Here is a 17,688-nt window from a genome sequence, read left to right on the forward strand (position 1 = left end):
GACAGCCATCTTCCCGATCACCGTGTTCTGACATATCATTTTACTGTTATTGGCTTAAAACGGTGAATTTCCCATGCGTCTTGAAGTCTTCTGTGAAGACCGTCTCGGTCTGACCCGCGAATTACTCGATCTTCTTGTTTTACGTAGCATTGATTTACGTGGCATTGAGATCGATCCTGTCGGGCGAATTTACCTCAATTTTGCCGAAATTGAATTTAACACCTTCAGCAGCCTGATGGCGGAAATCCGCCGTATCGCTGGCGTTACGGATGTACGCACCATTCCCTGGATGCCCTCTGAGCGTGAGCACCTGGCCCTGAGCGCGCTGCTGGAGGCCATGCCGGAGCCGTTCCTCTCCCTGGATTTGAAAAGCAAAGTTGAGCGCGTTAACCACGCGAGCTGCCAGCTTTTCGCGCAGAGCCAGGAGAAGCTCAGCAATCATAACGCCGCGCAGCTGATCCCCGGTTTTAACTTCCAGCGCTGGCTGGACAGCAATCCGCAGAACACGCTTAGCGAGCATGTGGTGATTAACGGGCAGAATTTCCTGATGGAGATCACGCCGGTCTATCTGAAAGGGGAAGGGAATACCCGCGTGTTGACCGGGGCGGTGATCATGCTGCGCTCGACGTTACGCATGGGTCGCCAGCTGCAAAACCTCTCCAGTCAGGATGTCGGCGCGTTCAGCCAGATTATTGCCGTCAGCCCGAAAATGCGCCATGTGGTTGATCAGGCGCGCAAGCTCGCAAGCCTGACCGCACCGCTGCTGATTACCGGGGATACCGGCACCGGGAAAGACCTGCTGGCTCACGCGGTGCACCTGGCGAGCCCGCGTGCGGCTAAGCCTTATCTGGCACTTAACTGCGCCTCTATTCCGGAAGATGCCGTTGAAAGCGAGCTGTTTGGCCACGCGCCGGAAGGCAAGAAAGGGTTCTTCGAGCAGGCTAACGGTGGCTCCGTGCTGCTGGACGAAATCGGCGAAATGTCGCCGCGCATGCAGGCTAAGCTGCTGCGTTTCCTGAACGACGGAACCTTCCGCCGCGTCGGTGAGGATCACGAAGTGCATGTGGACGTGCGCGTCATTTGCGCCACCCAGAAAAACCTGGTTGAGCTGGTGCAAAAGGGGATCTTCCGCGAGGATCTCTATTACCGCCTCAACGTCCTGACGCTGAATATTCCCCCGCTGCGCGATTGTCCGCAGGACATCATGCCGCTAACGGAACTGTTCGTCGCCCGCTTTGCCGACGAGCAGGGGGTGCCGCGTCCGAAGCTGTCTGCCGATCTCGGCACGGTGCTCATGCGCTACGGCTGGCCGGGCAACATTCGCCAGCTTAAAAACGCCGTTTATCGCGCGCTGACCCAGCTGGAAGGTTATGAACTGCGTCCGCAGGATATTCTGTTGCCTGATTACGACGCGGGGACGGTATCGGTCGGCGAAGAGGCGATGGAAGGTTCGCTGGACGATATTACCAGCCGTTTTGAGCGCTCAGTGCTGACGCAGCTGTACCGCAGCTATCCCAGCACCCGCAAGCTGGCAAAACGCCTTGGAGTCTCGCACACCGCGATCGCCAACAAGCTGCGCGAGTACGGTTTGAATCATAAGAAAGGCGACGAATAACAAAAAAGCCTCTGTAAAGAGGCTTTTTGCTTTATGGTTATTCCTTCGCCATGGGCGTGTTAACGATTTCTGTTTTTGTCTCTCCCTGAATCGATGCAATCCTGTTTTCGACCTCTTTCACCTGCTGCGGGCTGTGCAGCAGGGTATAGGTCAGGTCAAACTGCGCGCTGGCACCGGGCTGCAGCTGCTTAACCCGCTTCTGCTCGCGTTCAATCGTAACGGGGTAGGCGTAGCTGGTGCCCGGCTCAATGCCCGTGACGTAGCCCTGCTTCAGCGTGTCGGTGTTCTTCCATATGGTCAGCACGGGCAGCTGGCGGGTATCAAACTGGATTGACGCGCCTTTATCTCCGGCTTTATTGACCACCGCCGCAAGCGTTTCGTGGTTACTGTCCGCGAGCGGTTTAATGTTAAAGACCATCTCATCAAAGCCTTTTGTCGGCCCGGCATAGGTTTGCCAGTCGTTAACCCCCGCTTTGGCGTAGTCATTGAATGGGCTCACGCTCGCCGCCGGCGCAAGGAAACGGGCGCCTTCTTCGAGGATCGGCGTGCCGAAGTTGCTGTGATAGATGATTTGGTAATCATGAGGGTAATCCGCATGGTTGGTCAGAACATCATGCAGGCTGAACTGGTTGGTTCCGGGAACGTAACGCAGTTCGGTCATGGTTTGCAGATCCGATTTTTTAAACGTGCTCTCTTTGATCAAACCGCGAACGCGGATCTCATGCGGGGCGGCATCCGCGATTTCAACCTCGACCTGCGAAACAGGGGTATTACCGGCCCTGCCGTGCAGGGTGTAAATTTGCCCGTCAGCGGTGACCGGATGTCCTGTCCACTCATAGCCACAGCGCACCATCATCTCGTTGAAACCATCCAGCCAGCCGAGACCGTTGCGGCTTTCAAGGTTGATGTAGGCCGGATTAACAACCTCTTTAACGGGCGAATTCCACCCCAGTCGGGTGCCAAAGCCTTCAACATGGAGAAGGTTCATCCCGCGGGTCGGGCTCAGGGTAATCGTCAGGCCATCTTTACTGCTAATTATGATGACTTTGCTGCCTTCCTGTTTACCACCGTGTAAGACTTTTTGCTCAATGCTGAACGTTTGATTTTTAACTTTCAGCTCATCACTGGAAATCTTCCAGTTTCCTTTCTCTACGCTGCTTTCAGCGCTTGTCAGCACCCAGGTTTTAGCCGCTGCATGGCCAGAAATCAGTACCGCAAGGAGCGTAAAAGCGAATTTAATCTTCATATATTATCCTTTTTGCTGAAACGATTATTTTCTTTCGTAAGCAAATCTAATGTTTAGACAAAAAGGGAAATGTGATGTGCTTCACTGGGGATGAAAATAGGGGAATTTAACGATTATTATGCGTTGTTGATCACGCTCATGTTACATATTGTCTAAGTTATTGCATGATTAATGTGATTTGTGTGCATTTGTGCTTTAACGATTCAGCTTTGGCGCAATAAAAAACCCCGCCGCGGCGAGGTTGAGAATAAGTTGTATAGAATGCTAAGTACTTATTATGCTTTCAGCACGTCCAGCGCGGCAGTGTAATCCGGCTCGGTGGTGATTTCGTTAACCAGTTCGCTGAAGACAACGGTGTCGTTTTCATCCAGAACCAGTACGGCACGTGCTGCCAGACCTTTCAGTGGGCCTTCCGCGATGCTGACGCCGTATTTCTCGAGGAAATCTGCGCTGCGCAGGGTGGAGAGGGTAATAACGTTGCTCAGGCCTTCGGCACCGCAGAAACGGGACTGGGCAAACGGCAGGTCAGCGGAAATGCACAGCACAACGGTGTTGTCCATTTCAGTCGCCAGCTGGTTGAATTTACGCACGGACGCGGCACAAACGCCGGTGTCAATGCTTGGGAAAATGTTCAGTACTTTGCGTTTACCCGCAAACTGAGCCAGTGTGACGTCAGACAGATCTTTAGCCACCAGGGTAAAAGCCTGCGCTTTGCTGCCAGCCTGCGGAATGGAACCTGCAACAGCAACCGGGTTGCCCTGGAAATGAACGAGTTGTGACATAGATATCTTCCTGTTTACATATAGTTAACGTCGGGGCTAGTGTATGCCATCAGCGGATAACACGGCAAACCAAATTTTTCGCCTTTCCGGGCTGCAAGGAGTCAGTGATGAGAAGCGTTAAGGTCTATGAAGAAGCCTGGCCATTGCATACCCCGTTTGTGATCTCCCGCGGCAGTCGAAGTGAAGCCAGCGTGGTCGTAGTCGAAATCGAAGAAGAGGGGTTTAAAGGCGTTGGGGAATGTACGCCATACCCGCGCTATGGAGAAAGCCCTGCGTCGGTGATGGCGCATATCATGACCCTGGTGCCAGATCTGCAAAAAGGGCTCACGCGCGAGGCGTTACAGCAGCGTTTACCCGCCGGGGCAGCACGTAATGCTATCGACTGCGCGCTCTGGAGCCTTGAGGCCGCCAGGCAGCAGCAATCGCTGACGTCCTTGCTGGGAGCGGCGCTGCCGGAGTCCGTCGTGACGGCGCAAACGGTCGTGATTGGTGAGCCGGAGCAGATGGCCGCCAGCGCAAAAGCGCTCTATGACGCCGGGGCCACGCTGTTAAAAGTGAAGCTCGACGATCGCCTGATCAGCGAGCGGATGGTCGCCATTCGCTCGGCGGTTCCCTCGGCCACGCTGATTGTTGACGCCAACGAGTCGTGGCATCCCGAGGGGCTTGCCGCCCGATGCCAGCTGCTGGCTGACCTGGGCGTGGCGATGCTGGAGCAGCCTCTGCCAGCGAAGGATGATGCGGCGCTGAAGAATTTTATCCATCCGCTGCCCGTCTGCGCGGATGAAAGCTGTCATACCCGCGAGAATTTGAGCGCGCTAAAGGGCTGCTATGAGATGGTCAATATCAAGCTCGACAAGACCGGCGGGCTGACAGAGGCGCTGGCCTTGGCGGCGGAAGCGCAGGCGCAGGGCTTTTCCCTGATGCTGGGATGCATGCTCTGCACATCCCGGGCGATCGGCGCGGCGCTGCCGCTGGTCAATCAGGTCCGTTTCGCCGATCTGGATGGCCCGACGTGGCTGGCGGTTGACGTTTCACCGGCGCTTAATTTTACCAGCGGCGTGCTTCATCTCTGAGGCTGCCAGCGCAGAAGCTCCATCATCGCGTTTAAGTATTTTTCGCTGGCTTCGTCGGAGGAAATCGGCGGGAATTCAGCGGTGATGCAGGGCAGGCTCAAATCGGCGCACCAGCTACCGAACGATCCGGGTGTTTCATAGCCCACGCTGGTGACGAGCGGCAGGGCGAAAGCCTGCGCCAGCCACGCGCCCAGGTCGGAGTGACGCGGATCTTCAATGCAGGCCAGCGGATCGTGGAAGGAGATAACCCATGCGGGGTGGATCTTATGGATAAGCTGGCACAGCGCCTGCGTTTCCGGCTCGGAGCCGGGCTTGTCTCCCGTCAGCAGCACCACGTCCCGCTCCTCGGCGGAGCTGTTCCAGCGATAAACCGTTTCGCCGGCGCGCCAGTTTGCCGCCGGGAAATTACGGTTCAGGTCGACTCCCCTCGCATTCGCCCGTAAACCAAGCTGACAGCCGTCCGGATTGACGGCAAGAATCACGTGGTGACGTCGCAATGAAGGCGTCAGCGTCCGCAGCGCGCAGGAAAGCGTGACGATGGACGAGTTCTCATCTCCGTGCGTGCCGGCAATGATCAAACCGCTGCTGCGATCGGCATCGGGTGCCGGGAACCAGATCAGCGATGCGCCTAAAAATGAGCGGCCATATTGCTCAGCGCCCGGCGGAAAGGCTCCGCGCTCCGCTCGTGGTCGGGTGATTGCCATACGAAATCCTGATAAAGAAGTCTCTACTGGCAGTGTTGTGCAAAACTCGCTGTTAATCAAATAGTTTCCGTAACGGTTGAGAATTGCCTTAAATCACTATTCAGGCGTAAGGTATTTGCATTTCTCTGTTTCGAAACAAATAATTACGCATCTGCTTGTTACCTGAATTTATTAAAGGGGATCATATGAAGCATCCTGTTTCGCGTCTCTGCGCTGCACTGTACCTGTGCGGACTCTCTACACTCTCGTACGCTGCTGATGTGCCCCAGGGCACGGTACTGGCGCAAAAACAGGAGCTGGTCAGGCATATTAAAGACGAGCCTGCTTCGCTCGATCCGGCAAAAGCTGTGGGATTACCCGAGATTCAGGTGATTCGCGATCTTTTCGAAGGGCTGGTGAATCAGAACGAGAAAGGGGAGCTGACCCCGGGCGTGGCGACGCGCTGGCAGAGCAACGATAACCGTATCTGGACGTTTACCCTGCGCGATAACGCGAAATGGTCAGACGGTACGCCCGTCACCGCGCAGGATTTTGTCTACAGCTGGCAGCGTCTGGTTGACCCGAAAACCACGTCTCCGTTTGCCTGGTTTGCGGCGCTGGCAGGCATCAACAACGCGCAGGCCATTATTGATGGCAAAGCGGCGCCAGATACCCTGGGCGTGACGGCGGTGGATGCCAGAACCTTACGCGTCCAGCTGGACAAACCGCTCCCGTGGTTTAGCAACCTGACGGCGAACTTCGCCTTCTATCCGGTGCAAAAAGCGAACGTTGAAAGCGGGAAAGAGTGGACGCGTCCGGGCGCCCTGGTGGGTAACGGTGCGTACGTCCTGAACGACCGCGTGGTGAATGAAAAACTGGTTGTCGTGCCGAATACGCACTACTGGGACAACGCGAAAACTGTCCTGCAAAAAGTGACCTTCATTCCGATTAATCAGGAATCGTCCGCCACTAAGCGCTATCTGGCGGGTGATATTGATATCACCGAATCGTTCCCGAAAAACATGTATCAGAAGCTCCTGAAGGACATTCCGGGACAGGTGTATACGCCGCCTCAGCTCGGAACCTATTACTACGCATTTAACACGCAAAAGGGCCCGACGGCCGATGCCCGGGTTCGTCTTGCGCTGAGCATGACTATCGATCGCCGCATTATGGCAGAAAAGGTATTAGGTACAGGCGAGAAGCCGGCCTGGCATTTCACCCCTGACGTGACGGCGGGTTTCACCCCAGAGCCTTCACCGTTCGAGCAGATGTCCCAGCAGGAGCTGAACGCTCAGGCGAAAACGTTGCTCCAGGCCGCAGGTTACGGTCCTCAGCGTCCGCTGAAGTTGACACTGTTGTATAACACCTCGGAAAACCACCAGAAAATCGCCATTGCGGTGGCGTCCATGTGGAAGAAAAATCTCGGTGTGGACGTCAAACTGCAAAACCAGGAGTGGAAAACCTATATCGACAGCCGTAATACCGGCAATTTTGACGTGATCCGCGCGTCATGGGTAGGCGATTACAACGAGCCGTCGACCTTCCTGTCTCTGCTGACCTCAACCCACAGCGGTAATATCTCGCGTTTCAACGACCCGGCCTACGATAAAATTATCCACCAGGCAACGCTGGAAACCACGGCGAAAGCGCGTAATACGGACTACAACATGGCGGAGAAAATCCTCATGGAGAAAGCGCCTATCGCGCCCATTTACCAGTACACCAATGGTCGTCTGATTAAGCCCTGGGTGAAAGGCTACCCTATTAATAACCCGGAAGACGTGGCGTATAGCCGGACGATGTATATCGAGAAGCACTGATGTTTTATGAGACCCGGCGCGGGAATGCGCCAGGTCTGCAATACGCGGTACGGTTTCATCCGCTATGCGTGGCCCAATGCCGGGTCCCTGTTATTCTAATAGCGCATTAAACTTCGCCAGCCACTGCGGATGCGCGGGCCAGGCGGGAGCCGTCACCAGGTTACCGTCTACATGGGCCTGATCGATGCCGATAGCGGCGTAGTGTCCGCCGCTGAGACGGACCTCAGGCGCGCAGGCCGGGTAGGCGCTACAGGTTCGTCCTTTCAGGATCCCCGCGGCAGCAAGCAGCTGCGGGCCGTGGCACACTGCGGCAATCGGCTTACGCGCGGCGTCAAATGCCTGTACCAGCTTTAAGACGTCCTCATTTAACCGCAGATACTCGGGGGCTCTCCCGCCGGGGATGAGCAGCGCGTCGTAGTCCTGCTCCTTTACGGCTGAAAAATCGGCGTTGAGGGTAAAGCGGTGACCGGGCTTTTCGCTGTAGGTCTGGGCGCCGTCAAAGTCATGGATTGCCGTCATGATGTAATCGCCTTTCGTTTTGTCGGGGCAGACCGCATCTACCTGATGGCCAATCATCTGCAACGCCTGAAAAGGCACCATGGTTTCGTAATCTTCGGCGTAATCGCCAACCAGCATTAGGATCTTCTTGCTCATCTTTCCTCACCTCTATCAATAAAGATGATTAAGATATAGCCTGGCGTGGCTGAATTGCCGGAAATAAAAAAGCCCGTCAGAGCACGGGCAACATAAGCAAATGAATAAGTGATTCGTTATCAACGTTGTTGGAGGATAACGCCGCGTATTTTACGCGGCTGTAAGGGAAGCAGATACCTGACATATTCGGTAGGTGAAACAAGCGATTAATCGTGCGTTACGGTGCGTCGAAGGTCGGGTAAAGGCTATTTTCAAGAAATTCGACGAGATGCCAGATCTCACCGCTAAAAATAAACCAGAAGCCAAATATAATAAGGAGTAAAATAATTAAGGTGAGTATTATTTCTGTTTTTCCCATTGCGGCTTTTACCCACCTGACGCTAATTGATTCGAGGTGGGCATTGTAGCGGGGCTTTTCCGGATACTCCAGTTTCATGCCGCAAGCACTTTATTGCGTCCGTCATTTTTAGCGCGATACAGCGCATCGTCCACACGCTTAAACAGCTCGTCAATACTCTCACCCTGATTGTGCCGCGCTACGCCAATGCTGACGGTAAACCGCGGCAGGCCGGGGATCGTAATGCGGGCAACGGCTGCGCGGACTGACTCGGCAATCTGCATCGCGGTGTCGAGAGAGGTGCGAGGCAGCAGGATAACGAACTCTTCGCCACCCCAGCGGAACACCATATCGCCCTCCCGACTACAGCCTTCCAGCGTCCGGGAAAGGGCGATAAGCACCTCATCGCCTTTCAGATGGCCGAACAGGTCATTAATGTTTTTGAAATGGTCGGTATCCACCAGCAGCAGGCTAAATTGCTGCTGCGCGGGAAGTGTATTCAGGTTGCTTTGATCGGTAATCGAGTAGAACTGGCGCCGGTTGAGTAACCCCGTCATGGAGTCACGTAACGCCGCATGTTCCAGCTCCTGCTCCAGCCTTTTTTGCTCGGTGATATCGTGGATGATGCACAGCATCAGCTTGTCACCGTAGATCTCAATGGGCCCGGCATACGTCTGAACGTGGCGGGTGGATCCATCGGCAAGGCGGTGAACAAAATTGAGCGGCTTATGACCACCGGGCAGCGCGGCAATCGCAGTCATAATGGGCATCACATCTCGCCCCAGCGTATTGATTTCCCAGGTATGCTTACTGCACATGTCATCATGTGAATAACCATAAAAATTGAGCGCGGCCAGATTCGCATCGACGATTTGACCGTCGCGGGCCGGATCGATTAACAGCATCGGGGCGCTGTTGGTCAGAAAAAAGCGCGCATAAAAACCCTGCTTTTTCCGCCGGTAGGTAGCGGAACGGCTGGCCTTCAATCCTGAGAGTATTTGCTGGGAGATGCCCTCGAAAACAATCACATCGCCCCAGGGCGCGTAGTGGGCAAGCGAGAGGCGACAGCTTAACGGCGTATCCTGTCCATCCCGGCTCGTTGTCCAGATTTCGACGATCTCCTGCTCTGTTTTCAGTTCAGATACATACATCGACAGGACGGTTTGCGCACTGGCAGAGTAGATCCCTTTGCGCAGGTCATCGAGCGTTTTATCCCCCATGATCTGCGTTGCGGACACATTCGCAAAAATGATCTTTTCCGACACGGGTGAAACGAGCCACACGGGTGTTTTAATTACATTCAACGCATCAAAACAAGGTTGCGACATAGGCGTTTCCTGTTCATCGACAACATGTGCCTGACAATCATGACAGAATTGACTCGCGTGTACTCCCTTGAAACATACTCCACTTAACCCCGTCAGGCATGATTTTTTTGAGAAATAAATGCGGGGTCCGTTTGAATTTTATTAATGGGTATAATCTGTTTGTCTGAGTTTATCTGCAGCAGTAGCCACGGTACCTGCTCGGCAGGTAAGGGCCGGGAGAAAAGGTAACCCTGCAGGTAATCGCAGCCGAGACGGGTGAGAACCGCCTGCTGTTCTTCCGTCTCGATCCCTTCTGCCACCACGTTCATCTCCATGGTCCGGGCGATACTGATAATGGTTTCAACCAGCTTGTAGCTTTTTTCATTTTCCAGCATCGACGTGACAAAGCTTCTGTAGATCTTGAGCTCTTTTGCCGGAAGCACGCTCAGCATCAGAAGGTTGGAATAGCCCGTCCCAAAATCATCAATCGAGACAACGATCCCCGCGTGATTAAACGCATTGAGCAACTCAATGCTGCGGTCGAGATTTTTAAGCGCGGTGCTTTCCGTTACCTCCAGGATCAGCCGGGACGGAGACAGGCTATATTTTTCCAGCAACGACGAAACGATCTGGAAAATATCCGGCTGTTCAAACTGGATGGGGGATAGGTTGAGCGACAGCGTCCACTGGCTGAAACCTTGCTCAGTCCAGAAATGAAGCTGTCGGCATGCCGCTTCAATGGCCCAGTTACCTACCGGAATAATTAAACCCGTTTGCTCCAGGGAGGGGATAAACAGATTGGGCAGTACAACCCCTTGCTCAGGATGCCGCCAGCGCAGAAGGGCTTCAAAACCGTGAATGGTTTTATCTCCCGCATGCCAGGTTGGCTGGTACCACAGCTCAAACTGATCGCGTTCAAGCGCCTGCGAAAGCTCCTGCAGGAAACCGGGTTTTGCCGGGATCGCCGTTGACATCTCGGCCCGGTAAATCGCCCAGCCGTTGCGGCCCTCTTCTTTGACGCGATGTAGGGCTGCATCCGCCTTGAGCTTTAGCTCGTGCAGCGTTTCGCCATCCTGAGGATAGAGGCTTACGCCCGCGCTGATCGTTGTGCTTAGCGTGTGCCCACAGACAGAAAGAGGGCGTCGCACGTCTTCAAGCAGCGCGGTGACCAGGGCGTTGAGCCTGTCGTCGTCACATTCCGGCACCAGCAGGATAAAGGCGTCGCCTCCCAGCCTTGCCAGGGTCATCTCACGCGTGAGCCAGGCCGTGATGCGCTGCGCGACCGCGATCAATAGCTCATCACCGACCCCATGACCCCATGTATCGTTAACGCGTTTGAAGTGATCGACGTTCAGGAAAATAACCGCAAAGGGCTTTTTGCTCAGCAGCGCGCTGCGCAGACAGTCCTGCATGCGGAGATCCATCTGGTGGCGGTTTGCGAGCCCGGTGAGCGCGTCAAACCGCGCCTGTAGCTCAAGCTGGCGGTTGAGCTGATGCAGATTATCCGTCAGCCGGCTGGTGCGCCGGTGGGAATCGATAAGTGAGATGATTAACATCACCCCGAGCAGGCAGAGCGTGGTGACTGAAACCCAGATGGATAACCCCAGCTCGCCGATCCCGCCCGGGAGGGTATGCGCCATTTCCTGAAACTGCGCGGCACTCATGCCGGTATAGTGCATCGCACAAATCGCGGCAGCCATGACGAAAGCCGCGATAATGCGATCGATAAAAACGCCTTTGCGTTTATCCCGCAGACGAAAAGCCAGCCACAGCGCCGTACCGGAGGCAACAACGGCAATAACCACGGACAACCCCACGAGGCGGCGATCCCAGATGATGCTGCCATCCAGCATCAGGGCCGCCATACCGATGTAGTGCATCGACACCACGCCAGCGCTCAGGATCGCCGTGGCAAAGATCAGTCGAAAGGGAGAAAGTTTTTTGCCCGCGACGGCAATATTAAGTGCCGTGGCCGATGCAACCACCGCGACGCCCAGTGACGCAAGGGTTAACCAGAGGTCGTAGCTCATCATCATGGGCATTTGCATCGACAGCATGCCGATAAAGTGCATCGACCAAATGCCAATGCCCAGCGTGACCCCACCGGCAATACGCCAGAAGAGGGCAGCCTTTCGGCTGGAGAGGGGGATCTTTCCGGCGCTGTCCAGCGCCACAAAGGAGGCGATAAACGCCACCAGATAAGAGATAGCGATTAACACAGGGTCCCACGATATATTGAGCATTATGCAGTCCCACGTCTGAGAGGGTTACCGATTTCGCCTGCCGGGTACATCTTTGTCGGGCAACGAACATGCGCATTTAAACCATATTAGTTATTTATCGTGAAAAATGACCAGTCATATTAATACTCTAAAACTTATTAAGAATATAAAATATATTCTCTTGTTAATATATTAAGCATTGCTAAACAAGAACGAATAACAGTAGCAAAGCTCCTTAAATAGGAAGGCGATCGTATCGTCTTACCGCGGGCGATACTATCGCTTAAGATGGCGGGAAACCAGTATCACAGCATGCTGAGCAAAACATTTTCACTAATACGCTTTTTTTATCTGACTTAAGACAAATCTCAGGATGCTAACGGCGAAACAAAAAACAAGCGTTGTTTGCGATGAAAAACTTCCGGGCCAATGCTATAAGTCTAAGTGCCGACCAAAATATAAAACGTGGGTATTATCATGCTAAAAAATATTAGTGTCAGGACCTTTATTATCGGGTTCCTTTTCTCTCTTTTTTTGGTAAGTGCGGGTGTCGTTGTTCTATTTTCCAGCAATACGTCTCTCTTTATTTCGCTTAATGTCATCAATTTCGTTGCGCTATTTTTGCTCTGGGTCTATATGACGAAGTATCTTGTGACGCCGATCAATACGGTGAAGAGGAGTATTGAGGAGGTGACCGCAGGTAACCTTGGCGTATCTATCCCTGAATTTGGCAATAACTGCGCGGGACGACTCATCCCCGGTATAAACAGCCTTTCCGGCAATATTGCGACGCTGGTGCGGGAGATCAGGGCATCATCGCAAACTGCTATGACCTTATCGGACCAACTCTCGGCACGTAGCGCTCAGCTATCGGTTAAAACCGAGCAGCAGTCTGCGTCTTTGGTGCAAACCGCAGCCAGCATGGAGCAAATGGCCGCGAGCACCAAAAACAATGCCGATAACACCCGCCTGGCGAGCGAGCAGGCAAATGTGGCGACGCTACAGGCGCGCAAGGGCGGTGAGCTCATGGGGCAGGTCGCCAGCAATATGCAGTCCATTACCGAATGCGCGCAGCAGATGACGGAGATTATTTCGTTGATTGACGGCATTGCGTTCCAGACGAATATCCTGGCGCTCAACGCGGCCGTTGAGGCGGCAAGGGCGGGCGATCACGGAAAGGGGTTTTCTGTCGTCGCGGAAGAGGTAAGAAACCTGGCACACCGCAGCGCGGAGGCCGCGAAGAATATCAAAACGCTGATTGAAGTCACCAGCAGTAACGTCACGCAGGGAGCCAGCGTTGTGTCACAGGCAGAGAAAAATATGCATGAAATCGTGACGGGCTCGGGGAATGTCAGCCGCTTAATGGACGAAATTTCCGCATCAACGTCAGAGCAGGAGAAAGGTATTTCTCAGATTACCCTGGCGCTATCGGAGCTGGAGCGGGTCACGCAAAGTAACGTGGCAATGGCAGAGGAACTCAACGGTTCGTCTGATGTACTGCGTAATCAGGTGATTGAGCTGCAGACCCGAACGCGTAATTTCAGACTTGACCAGGGCTCTCCTTCCTTATTATCAGGCGGCTCGCCATCCTTCCTTCAGCGGCCAGAACACTCTCTCTGACAGTACCGTAAAGCCTGGCATGCCAGGCTTTTTTAATGCCCCCGGCCAGAATGTACAATTCCTGAGCGATTTCAGCGCGATGGGATACATAGTTGTTGCTTAACACCTGATGAAAGCTAGACTGACACCGAAAGAGGTAAAAAGGTGGAGGCGCTGTGGAAAGCATTAAAGGATCTGAACTAAACGTTCCAGACGCAGTTTTTGCGTGGGTGCTGGATGGCCGCGGCGGTGCGCGACCGCTGGAAGATAATGATGCGATCGATAGTGCGCATCCCTGCTGGCTACATCTGAACTACACCCACCCGGACAGCGCTGACTGGCTGGCCTCGACGCCGCTGTTGCCCAATAACGTGCGCGATGCCCTGGCGGGTGAAAGCCTGCGGCCCCGCGTGAGCCGAATGGGTGACGGGACGCTAATCACCCTGCGCTGCATTAACGGCAGCACGGATGAACGCCCGGATCAGCTGGTTGCGATGCGTGTCTACATGGACGACGGGCTCATTGTGTCGACCCGGCAGCGAAAAGTTCTGGCGCTGGATGACATCGTCAACGATCTGAAAGAAGGCACCGGGCCGGTCGACTGCGGCAGCTGGCTGGTGGACGTCTGTGACGCCCTAACCGATCATGCGAGTGAATTTATTGAAGAGCTGCACGACAAAATCATCGACCTGGAAGATAACCTGCTCGATCAGCAGATCCCGCCCCGCGGTTTTCTGGCCTTATTGCGTAAGCAGTTGATTGTGATGCGCCGCTACATGACGCCGCAGCGCGACGTGTATGCGCGTCTTGCCAGCGAAAGGCTCGCCTGGATGAATGACGATCAGCGGCGCAGAATGCAGGATATTGCCGACAGGCTGGGGCGCGGGCTGGACGAGATTGATTCCTGTATTGCCAGAACGGCGGTGATGGCGGACGAAATCGCGCAGGTGATGCAGGAGTCGCTGGCGAGAAGAACCTATACGATGTCTCTGATGGCGATGGTGTTTTTACCCAGCACGTTTCTTACCGGGCTGTTTGGCGTGAACCTGGGGGGAATTCCGGGTGGCGCTTATCGCTACGGCTTTACCGCGTTTTGCGTGATGTTAGTTGTTTTGATTGGTGGTGTTGCATGGTGGTTGCATCGTAGTAAATGGCTGTAAATTTACGCTTTTTTCAGTTTTTAACGGGATCAAAACGCTCTTTTAATTGAGCGAAGTCAATAAACATCTATCCCGTAAGGTGCAATATTACTCCCGCAGGTGAATGCAACGTCAAGCGATGGGCGTTGCGCTCCATATTGTCTTACTTCCTTTTTTGAATTACTGCATAGCACAATTGATTCGTACGACGCCGACTTCATAGTCGGCTTTTTTTTGCCTCCTGATTCTCAGCGTCTACCCTAAAAGGGACGACAGCAAATTCTGGAGGGAATGATGAGCATCCTGAACGCTCTGCTACTGCAACAATCACGTCAATCCGATCCCGTCCCCACCGATCCGGTGCCAATGCCCGATCCCATCCCGCGTCCGCAGCCGATGCCCGACCCGCCGCCAGATCAAGAACCGATTAAATTGTCGCATCGAACCGCGAGATCTGCGAGGATACGCGCCATCTGACCGCAAAGATGACCACGAGAGACTACTGTGACCGCTTTTTCTACCCTGAATGTTCTGCCCGCCGCCCAGCTCGATAACCTCAACGAGTTGGGTTACCTCACGATGACGCCTGTTCAGGCGGCCGCGTTGCCCGCCATCCTTGAGGGCCGTGACGTGCGCGTGCAGGCGAAAACGGGCAGCGGGAAAACGGCGGCATTTGGCCTTGGCCTGTTGCAGCATATCGATGCGGCGCTTTTTCAGACCCAGTCTCTGGTGCTGTGCCCGACCCGCGAACTGGCGGACCAGGTCGCGGGTGAACTGCGTCGCCTGGCGCGTTTCCTGCCAAACACCAAGATTTTAACCCTCTGTGGCGGACAGCCGTTCGGCGCGCAGCGTGATTCACTTCAGCATGCGCCGCACATTATTGTCGCAACGCCCGGCCGCCTGCTGGATCACCTGCAAAAAGGCACCGTCTCGCTGGATGCGTTACAAACGCTGGTGATGGACGAGGCAGACAGGATGCTGGATATGGGCTTCAGCGATGCGATTGACGAGGTGATCCGTTTCGCCCCGGCCGATCGTCAAACGCTGCTGTTCTCCGCGACCTGGCCGGAGGCCATCGCCGCCATCAGCGGGCGCGTGCAGAAAAATCCGCTCACCATTGAAATCGACAGCGTAGACGCGCTGCCCGCTATCGAGCAGCAGTTCTTTGAAACCTCGCAGCAGGGGAAAATTTCGCTCCTGCAGAAACTGCTGAGCCAGCATCAGCCTGCGTCCTGCGTGGTGTTCTGTAATACCAAAAAAGACTGTCAGTCGGTCTGTGACGCCCTGAATGCTGCCTGCCAGAGCGCATTGTCTCTGCATGGCGATCTGGAGCAGCGCGATCGCGATCAGACGCTGGTCCGCTTCGCTAACGGCAGCGCCCGCGTTCTTGTCGCAACCGACGTCGCTGCGCGCGGTCTGGACATTAAATCCCTTGAGCTGGTGGTGAACTTTGAGCTGGCGTGGGACCCTGAAGTGCACGTGCACCGTATTGGTCGTACCGCGCGCGCGGGAAACAGCGGTCTGGCGATCAGCTTCTGCGCGCCGGAAGAGGCGCAGCGCGCCAACATTCTCTCTGAGATGCTGCAGATTAAGCTGAACTGGATGAATGCACCGGCCAGCGTCAGCGTAGTGCCGCTGGAGGCTGAAATGGCGACGCTGTGCATTGATGGCGGTAAAAAAGCCAAGATGCGTCCAGGTGACGTATTAGGGGCGCTGACCGGGGATGTGGGTCTGGACGGGGCGGATATCGGCAAGATTGCGGTCCATCCGGCGCATGTCTACGTAGCGGTTCGCCAGGCGGTTGCCCATAAGGCATGGAAGCAGCTGCAAAACGGGAAAATTAAGGGTAAAACCTGTCGCGTACGTCTGCTGAAATAAAGAATGAAGCGTCTCAGACGGTGTTTCTGAGACGCTAATCGCTTACTTCACTTCAAGCACGTTGAGACGCAGCTCTTCAAACTGATTGTCATCTTCTTCCGGCTGCCAGCCCGCTGGCTGCATGGGAATATCTTCCCGATCAAACGCCAGGTCCCCGCCGTTCACAATTTCTGACTCGTGATTGATGCCTTTAAAGTCGAACAGCTCCACGTCCGCGAGATGGGAAGGGACGACGTTCTGCATCGCGCTGAACATGGTTTCGATACGCCCCGGATAACGCTTATCCCAGTCGCGCAGCATGTCGCCAATTACCTGACGCTGCAGGTTCGGCTGAGAGCCGCACAGGTTACATGGAATGATCGGGAAACCTTTAGCCTGAGAAAAACGCTCAATGTCTTTTTCGCGGCAGTAGGCGAGAGGGCGGATCACAATGTGCTTGCCGTCATCGCTCATCAGCTTAGGCGGCATGCCTTTCATCTTGCCCCCGTAGAACATATTGAGGAACAGCGTTTGCAGGATATCGTCGCGGTGATGGCCCAGCGCAATTTTGGTCGCGCCCAGCTCCGTCGCGGTACGATACAAAATGCCGCGGCGCAGGCGAGAGCAGAGTGAGCAGGTGGTTTTCCCTTCCGGGATTTTCTCTTTCACAATACCGTAGGTATTTTCTTCGACGATTTTATACTCAACGCCCAGCTTCTCGAGGTATTCCGGCAGAATGTGCTCCGGGAAGCCCGGCTGTTTCTGGTCAAGGTTGACCGCTACCAGGGAAAATTTCACCGGTGCGCTTTGCTGAAGATTACGCAGGATCTCCAGCATGGTATAGCTGTCTTTACCCCCTGACAGGCAGACCATGATGCGGTCACCTTCTTCAATCATGTTGAAGTCTGCAATGGCTTCGCCCACGTTACGGCGCAGTCGCTTTTGCAGTTTATTCAGGTTGTATTGCTCTTTTTTGTTAATCTCTTGATTTTCTTGCATTTAGTACTACCTTCGGAGCCAGCAGGGGCAAACATTGTATGCCGCGTATGGTACGGATTCCGGCGGCGAATGCCAGCACGTTTTACTGCGGGGTTATAACTGGCGCAGCAACGCCGTTAGCGTGCGGTGTGATTTAAGGACCTCATATAGCATTTTACTCGTGTTAGTTTTCCATATTTGTTATATGACCGAGGGGAACTTATATGGCATAAGAGCGTTAAATGAACATAAAAAGGAATGACTTTATGTCGCTTTATGACCTCAAAACAGAAGCACTTGCCTTACCGGAGACCTGGCACTCTCGTGTATTGGGCCGCATTGGAACTGCAAATCTTAAAGTTTTACTGACCTG

15 protein-coding genes and 1 pseudogene are annotated in these 17,688 nt (G+C 54.4%); 7 read left to right on the plus strand and 9 right to left on the minus strand.

Annotated elements, in window-relative coordinates; translation table 11 throughout:
* The first annotated feature begins 73 nt into the window (after window positions 1-73).
* Complete coding sequence (gene tyrR, locus AC1VYI_RS11715; protein WP_023312028.1) at window positions 74-1,615, plus strand: transcriptional regulator TyrR; 1,542 nt, start codon at window positions 74-76, stop codon at window positions 1,613-1,615.
* Window positions 1,616-1,652: 37 nt separating this feature from the next.
* Here the strand turns inward: tyrR and AC1VYI_RS11720 are convergent, their stop codons facing one another.
* Window positions 1,653-2,861 carry an aldose 1-epimerase family protein gene (locus AC1VYI_RS11720; RefSeq protein WP_134866122.1) on the minus strand — a complete coding sequence of 403 codons (1,209 nt, stop codon included), beginning with the start codon at window positions 2,859-2,861 and terminating at the stop codon, window positions 1,653-1,655.
* Between the two features lie 275 nt (window positions 2,862-3,136).
* Entirely contained in the window at window positions 3,137-3,643 is a 507-nt protein-coding gene (tpx, locus tag AC1VYI_RS11725; protein ID WP_023335907.1) for a thiol peroxidase, read from the minus strand.
* 107 nt (window positions 3,644-3,750) lie between these two features.
* Between tpx and ycjG the strand changes: the two genes are divergently transcribed.
* Window positions 3,751-4,716, plus strand: a complete 966-nt coding sequence (gene ycjG / locus AC1VYI_RS11730) for an L-Ala-D/L-Glu epimerase (RefSeq protein ID WP_134866123.1) — start codon at window positions 3,751-3,753, stop codon at window positions 4,714-4,716.
* On the opposite strand, the gene mpaA is transcribed toward ycjG, so the two are convergent.
* Window positions 4,707-5,420, minus strand: coding sequence for a murein tripeptide amidase MpaA (gene mpaA / locus AC1VYI_RS11735; RefSeq protein WP_134866124.1), 714 nt, complete (start codon window positions 5,418-5,420; stop codon window positions 4,707-4,709). The two genes, ycjG and mpaA, sit on opposite strands and share 10 nt — an antisense overlap.
* A gap of 185 nt (window positions 5,421-5,605) precedes the next feature.
* On the opposite strand from mpaA, the gene AC1VYI_RS11740 reads away from it, so the two are divergent.
* The gene (locus AC1VYI_RS11740; RefSeq protein ID WP_047741805.1) at window positions 5,606-7,222 is read left to right on the plus strand and encodes a peptide ABC transporter substrate-binding protein; all 1,617 of its coding nucleotides are present in this window, start codon (window positions 5,606-5,608) and stop codon (window positions 7,220-7,222) included.
* 90 nt (window positions 7,223-7,312) lie between these two features.
* On the opposite strand, the gene AC1VYI_RS11745 is transcribed toward AC1VYI_RS11740, so the two are convergent.
* The 4 genes from AC1VYI_RS11745 to AC1VYI_RS11760 all read right to left on the minus strand — a co-directional run bounded on the left by AC1VYI_RS11745 (window position 7,313) and on the right by AC1VYI_RS11760 (window position 11,763).
* Entirely contained in the window at window positions 7,313-7,876 is a 564-nt protein-coding gene (locus AC1VYI_RS11745) for a DJ-1/PfpI family protein (protein ID WP_023312022.1), read from the minus strand.
* A 217-nt stretch (window positions 7,877-8,093) separates the two neighbouring features.
* Window positions 8,094-8,234 carry an Ecr family regulatory small membrane protein gene (locus AC1VYI_RS11750; protein WP_032668497.1) on the minus strand — a complete coding sequence of 47 codons (141 nt, stop codon included), beginning with the start codon at window positions 8,232-8,234 and terminating at the stop codon, window positions 8,094-8,096.
* 74 nt (window positions 8,235-8,308) lie between these two features.
* On the minus strand, window positions 8,309-9,541 hold the full coding sequence (locus tag AC1VYI_RS11755; protein ID WP_134866125.1) for a sensor domain-containing diguanylate cyclase: 1,233 nt from the start codon (window positions 9,539-9,541) through the stop codon (window positions 8,309-8,311).
* Window positions 9,542-9,633: 92 nt separating this feature from the next.
* On the minus strand, window positions 9,634-11,763 hold the full coding sequence (locus tag AC1VYI_RS11760) for a bifunctional diguanylate cyclase/phosphodiesterase (RefSeq protein WP_134866126.1): 2,130 nt from the start codon (window positions 11,761-11,763) through the stop codon (window positions 9,634-9,636).
* Between the two features lie 456 nt (window positions 11,764-12,219).
* Here AC1VYI_RS11760 and AC1VYI_RS11765 point away from each other — a divergent pair, with 456 nt between their 5' ends.
* The 4 genes from AC1VYI_RS11765 to dbpA all read left to right on the plus strand — a co-directional run bounded on the left by AC1VYI_RS11765 (window position 12,220) and on the right by dbpA (window position 16,358).
* A complete protein-coding gene (locus AC1VYI_RS11765) occupies window positions 12,220-13,362 on the plus strand; it encodes a methyl-accepting chemotaxis protein (protein WP_134866127.1) in 1,143 nt (380 codons plus the stop codon).
* A 155-nt stretch (window positions 13,363-13,517) separates the two neighbouring features.
* Complete coding sequence (gene zntB / locus AC1VYI_RS11770; protein ID WP_023312017.1) at window positions 13,518-14,501, plus strand: zinc transporter ZntB; 984 nt, start codon at window positions 13,518-13,520, stop codon at window positions 14,499-14,501.
* A gap of 273 nt (window positions 14,502-14,774) precedes the next feature.
* Window positions 14,775-14,957 carry a proline-rich small protein YnaL gene (ynaL, locus tag AC1VYI_RS11775; protein WP_071786533.1) on the plus strand — a complete coding sequence of 61 codons (183 nt, stop codon included), beginning with the start codon at window positions 14,775-14,777 and terminating at the stop codon, window positions 14,955-14,957.
* Window positions 14,958-14,984: 27 nt separating this feature from the next.
* Window positions 14,985-16,358 (plus strand): ATP-dependent RNA helicase DbpA, encoded by a 1,374-nt coding sequence (gene dbpA, locus AC1VYI_RS11780; RefSeq protein WP_134866128.1) that lies wholly within the window; start codon window positions 14,985-14,987, stop codon window positions 16,356-16,358.
* A gap of 42 nt (window positions 16,359-16,400) precedes the next feature.
* On the opposite strand, the gene ttcA is transcribed toward dbpA, so the two are convergent.
* Window positions 16,401-17,336: a tRNA 2-thiocytidine(32) synthetase TtcA gene (ttcA, locus tag AC1VYI_RS11785; RefSeq protein WP_045400097.1), complete on the minus strand. Its 936-nt coding sequence runs from the start codon at window positions 17,334-17,336 to the stop codon at window positions 16,401-16,403.
* A gap of 35 nt (window positions 17,337-17,371) precedes the next feature.
* A pseudogene (locus AC1VYI_RS11790) lies at window positions 17,372-17,440 on the minus strand (hypothetical protein); the annotation flags it as partial.
* Window positions 17,441-17,688 lie beyond the last annotated feature (248 nt).

Source organism: Enterobacter sp. QK-SA4, from assembly GCF_056856775.1.

Excerpts from the sequence above, each read along its gene's own strand:
- tyrR (WP_023312028.1), top strand. The coding sequence starts at position 74 with ATGCGTCTTGAAGTCTTCTGTGAAGACCGTCTCGGTCTGACCCGCGAA.
- AC1VYI_RS11720 (WP_134866122.1), bottom strand. The coding sequence starts at position 2,861 with ATGAAGATTAAATTCGCTTTTACGCTCCTTGCGGTACTGATTTCTGGC.
- tpx (WP_023335907.1), bottom strand. The coding sequence starts at position 3,643 with ATGTCACAACTCGTTCATTTCCAGGGCAACCCGGTTGCTGTTGCAGGT.
- ycjG (WP_134866123.1), top strand. The coding sequence starts at position 3,751 with ATGAGAAGCGTTAAGGTCTATGAAGAAGCCTGGCCATTGCATACCCCG.
- mpaA (WP_134866124.1), bottom strand. The coding sequence starts at position 5,420 with ATGGCAATCACCCGACCACGAGCGGAGCGCGGAGCCTTTCCGCCGGGC.
- AC1VYI_RS11740 (WP_047741805.1), top strand. The coding sequence starts at position 5,606 with ATGAAGCATCCTGTTTCGCGTCTCTGCGCTGCACTGTACCTGTGCGGA.
- AC1VYI_RS11745 (WP_023312022.1), bottom strand. The coding sequence starts at position 7,876 with ATGAGCAAGAAGATCCTAATGCTGGTTGGCGATTACGCCGAAGATTAC.
- AC1VYI_RS11750 (WP_032668497.1), bottom strand. The coding sequence starts at position 8,234 with ATGGGAAAAACAGAAATAATACTCACCTTAATTATTTTACTCCTTATT.
- AC1VYI_RS11755 (WP_134866125.1), bottom strand. The coding sequence starts at position 9,541 with ATGTCGCAACCTTGTTTTGATGCGTTGAATGTAATTAAAACACCCGTG.
- AC1VYI_RS11760 (WP_134866126.1), bottom strand. The coding sequence starts at position 11,763 with ATGCTCAATATATCGTGGGACCCTGTGTTAATCGCTATCTCTTATCTG.
- AC1VYI_RS11765 (WP_134866127.1), top strand. The coding sequence starts at position 12,220 with ATGCTAAAAAATATTAGTGTCAGGACCTTTATTATCGGGTTCCTTTTC.
- ynaL (WP_071786533.1), top strand. The coding sequence starts at position 14,775 with ATGAGCATCCTGAACGCTCTGCTACTGCAACAATCACGTCAATCCGAT.
- ttcA (WP_045400097.1), bottom strand. The coding sequence starts at position 17,336 with ATGCAAGAAAATCAAGAGATTAACAAAAAAGAGCAATACAACCTGAAT.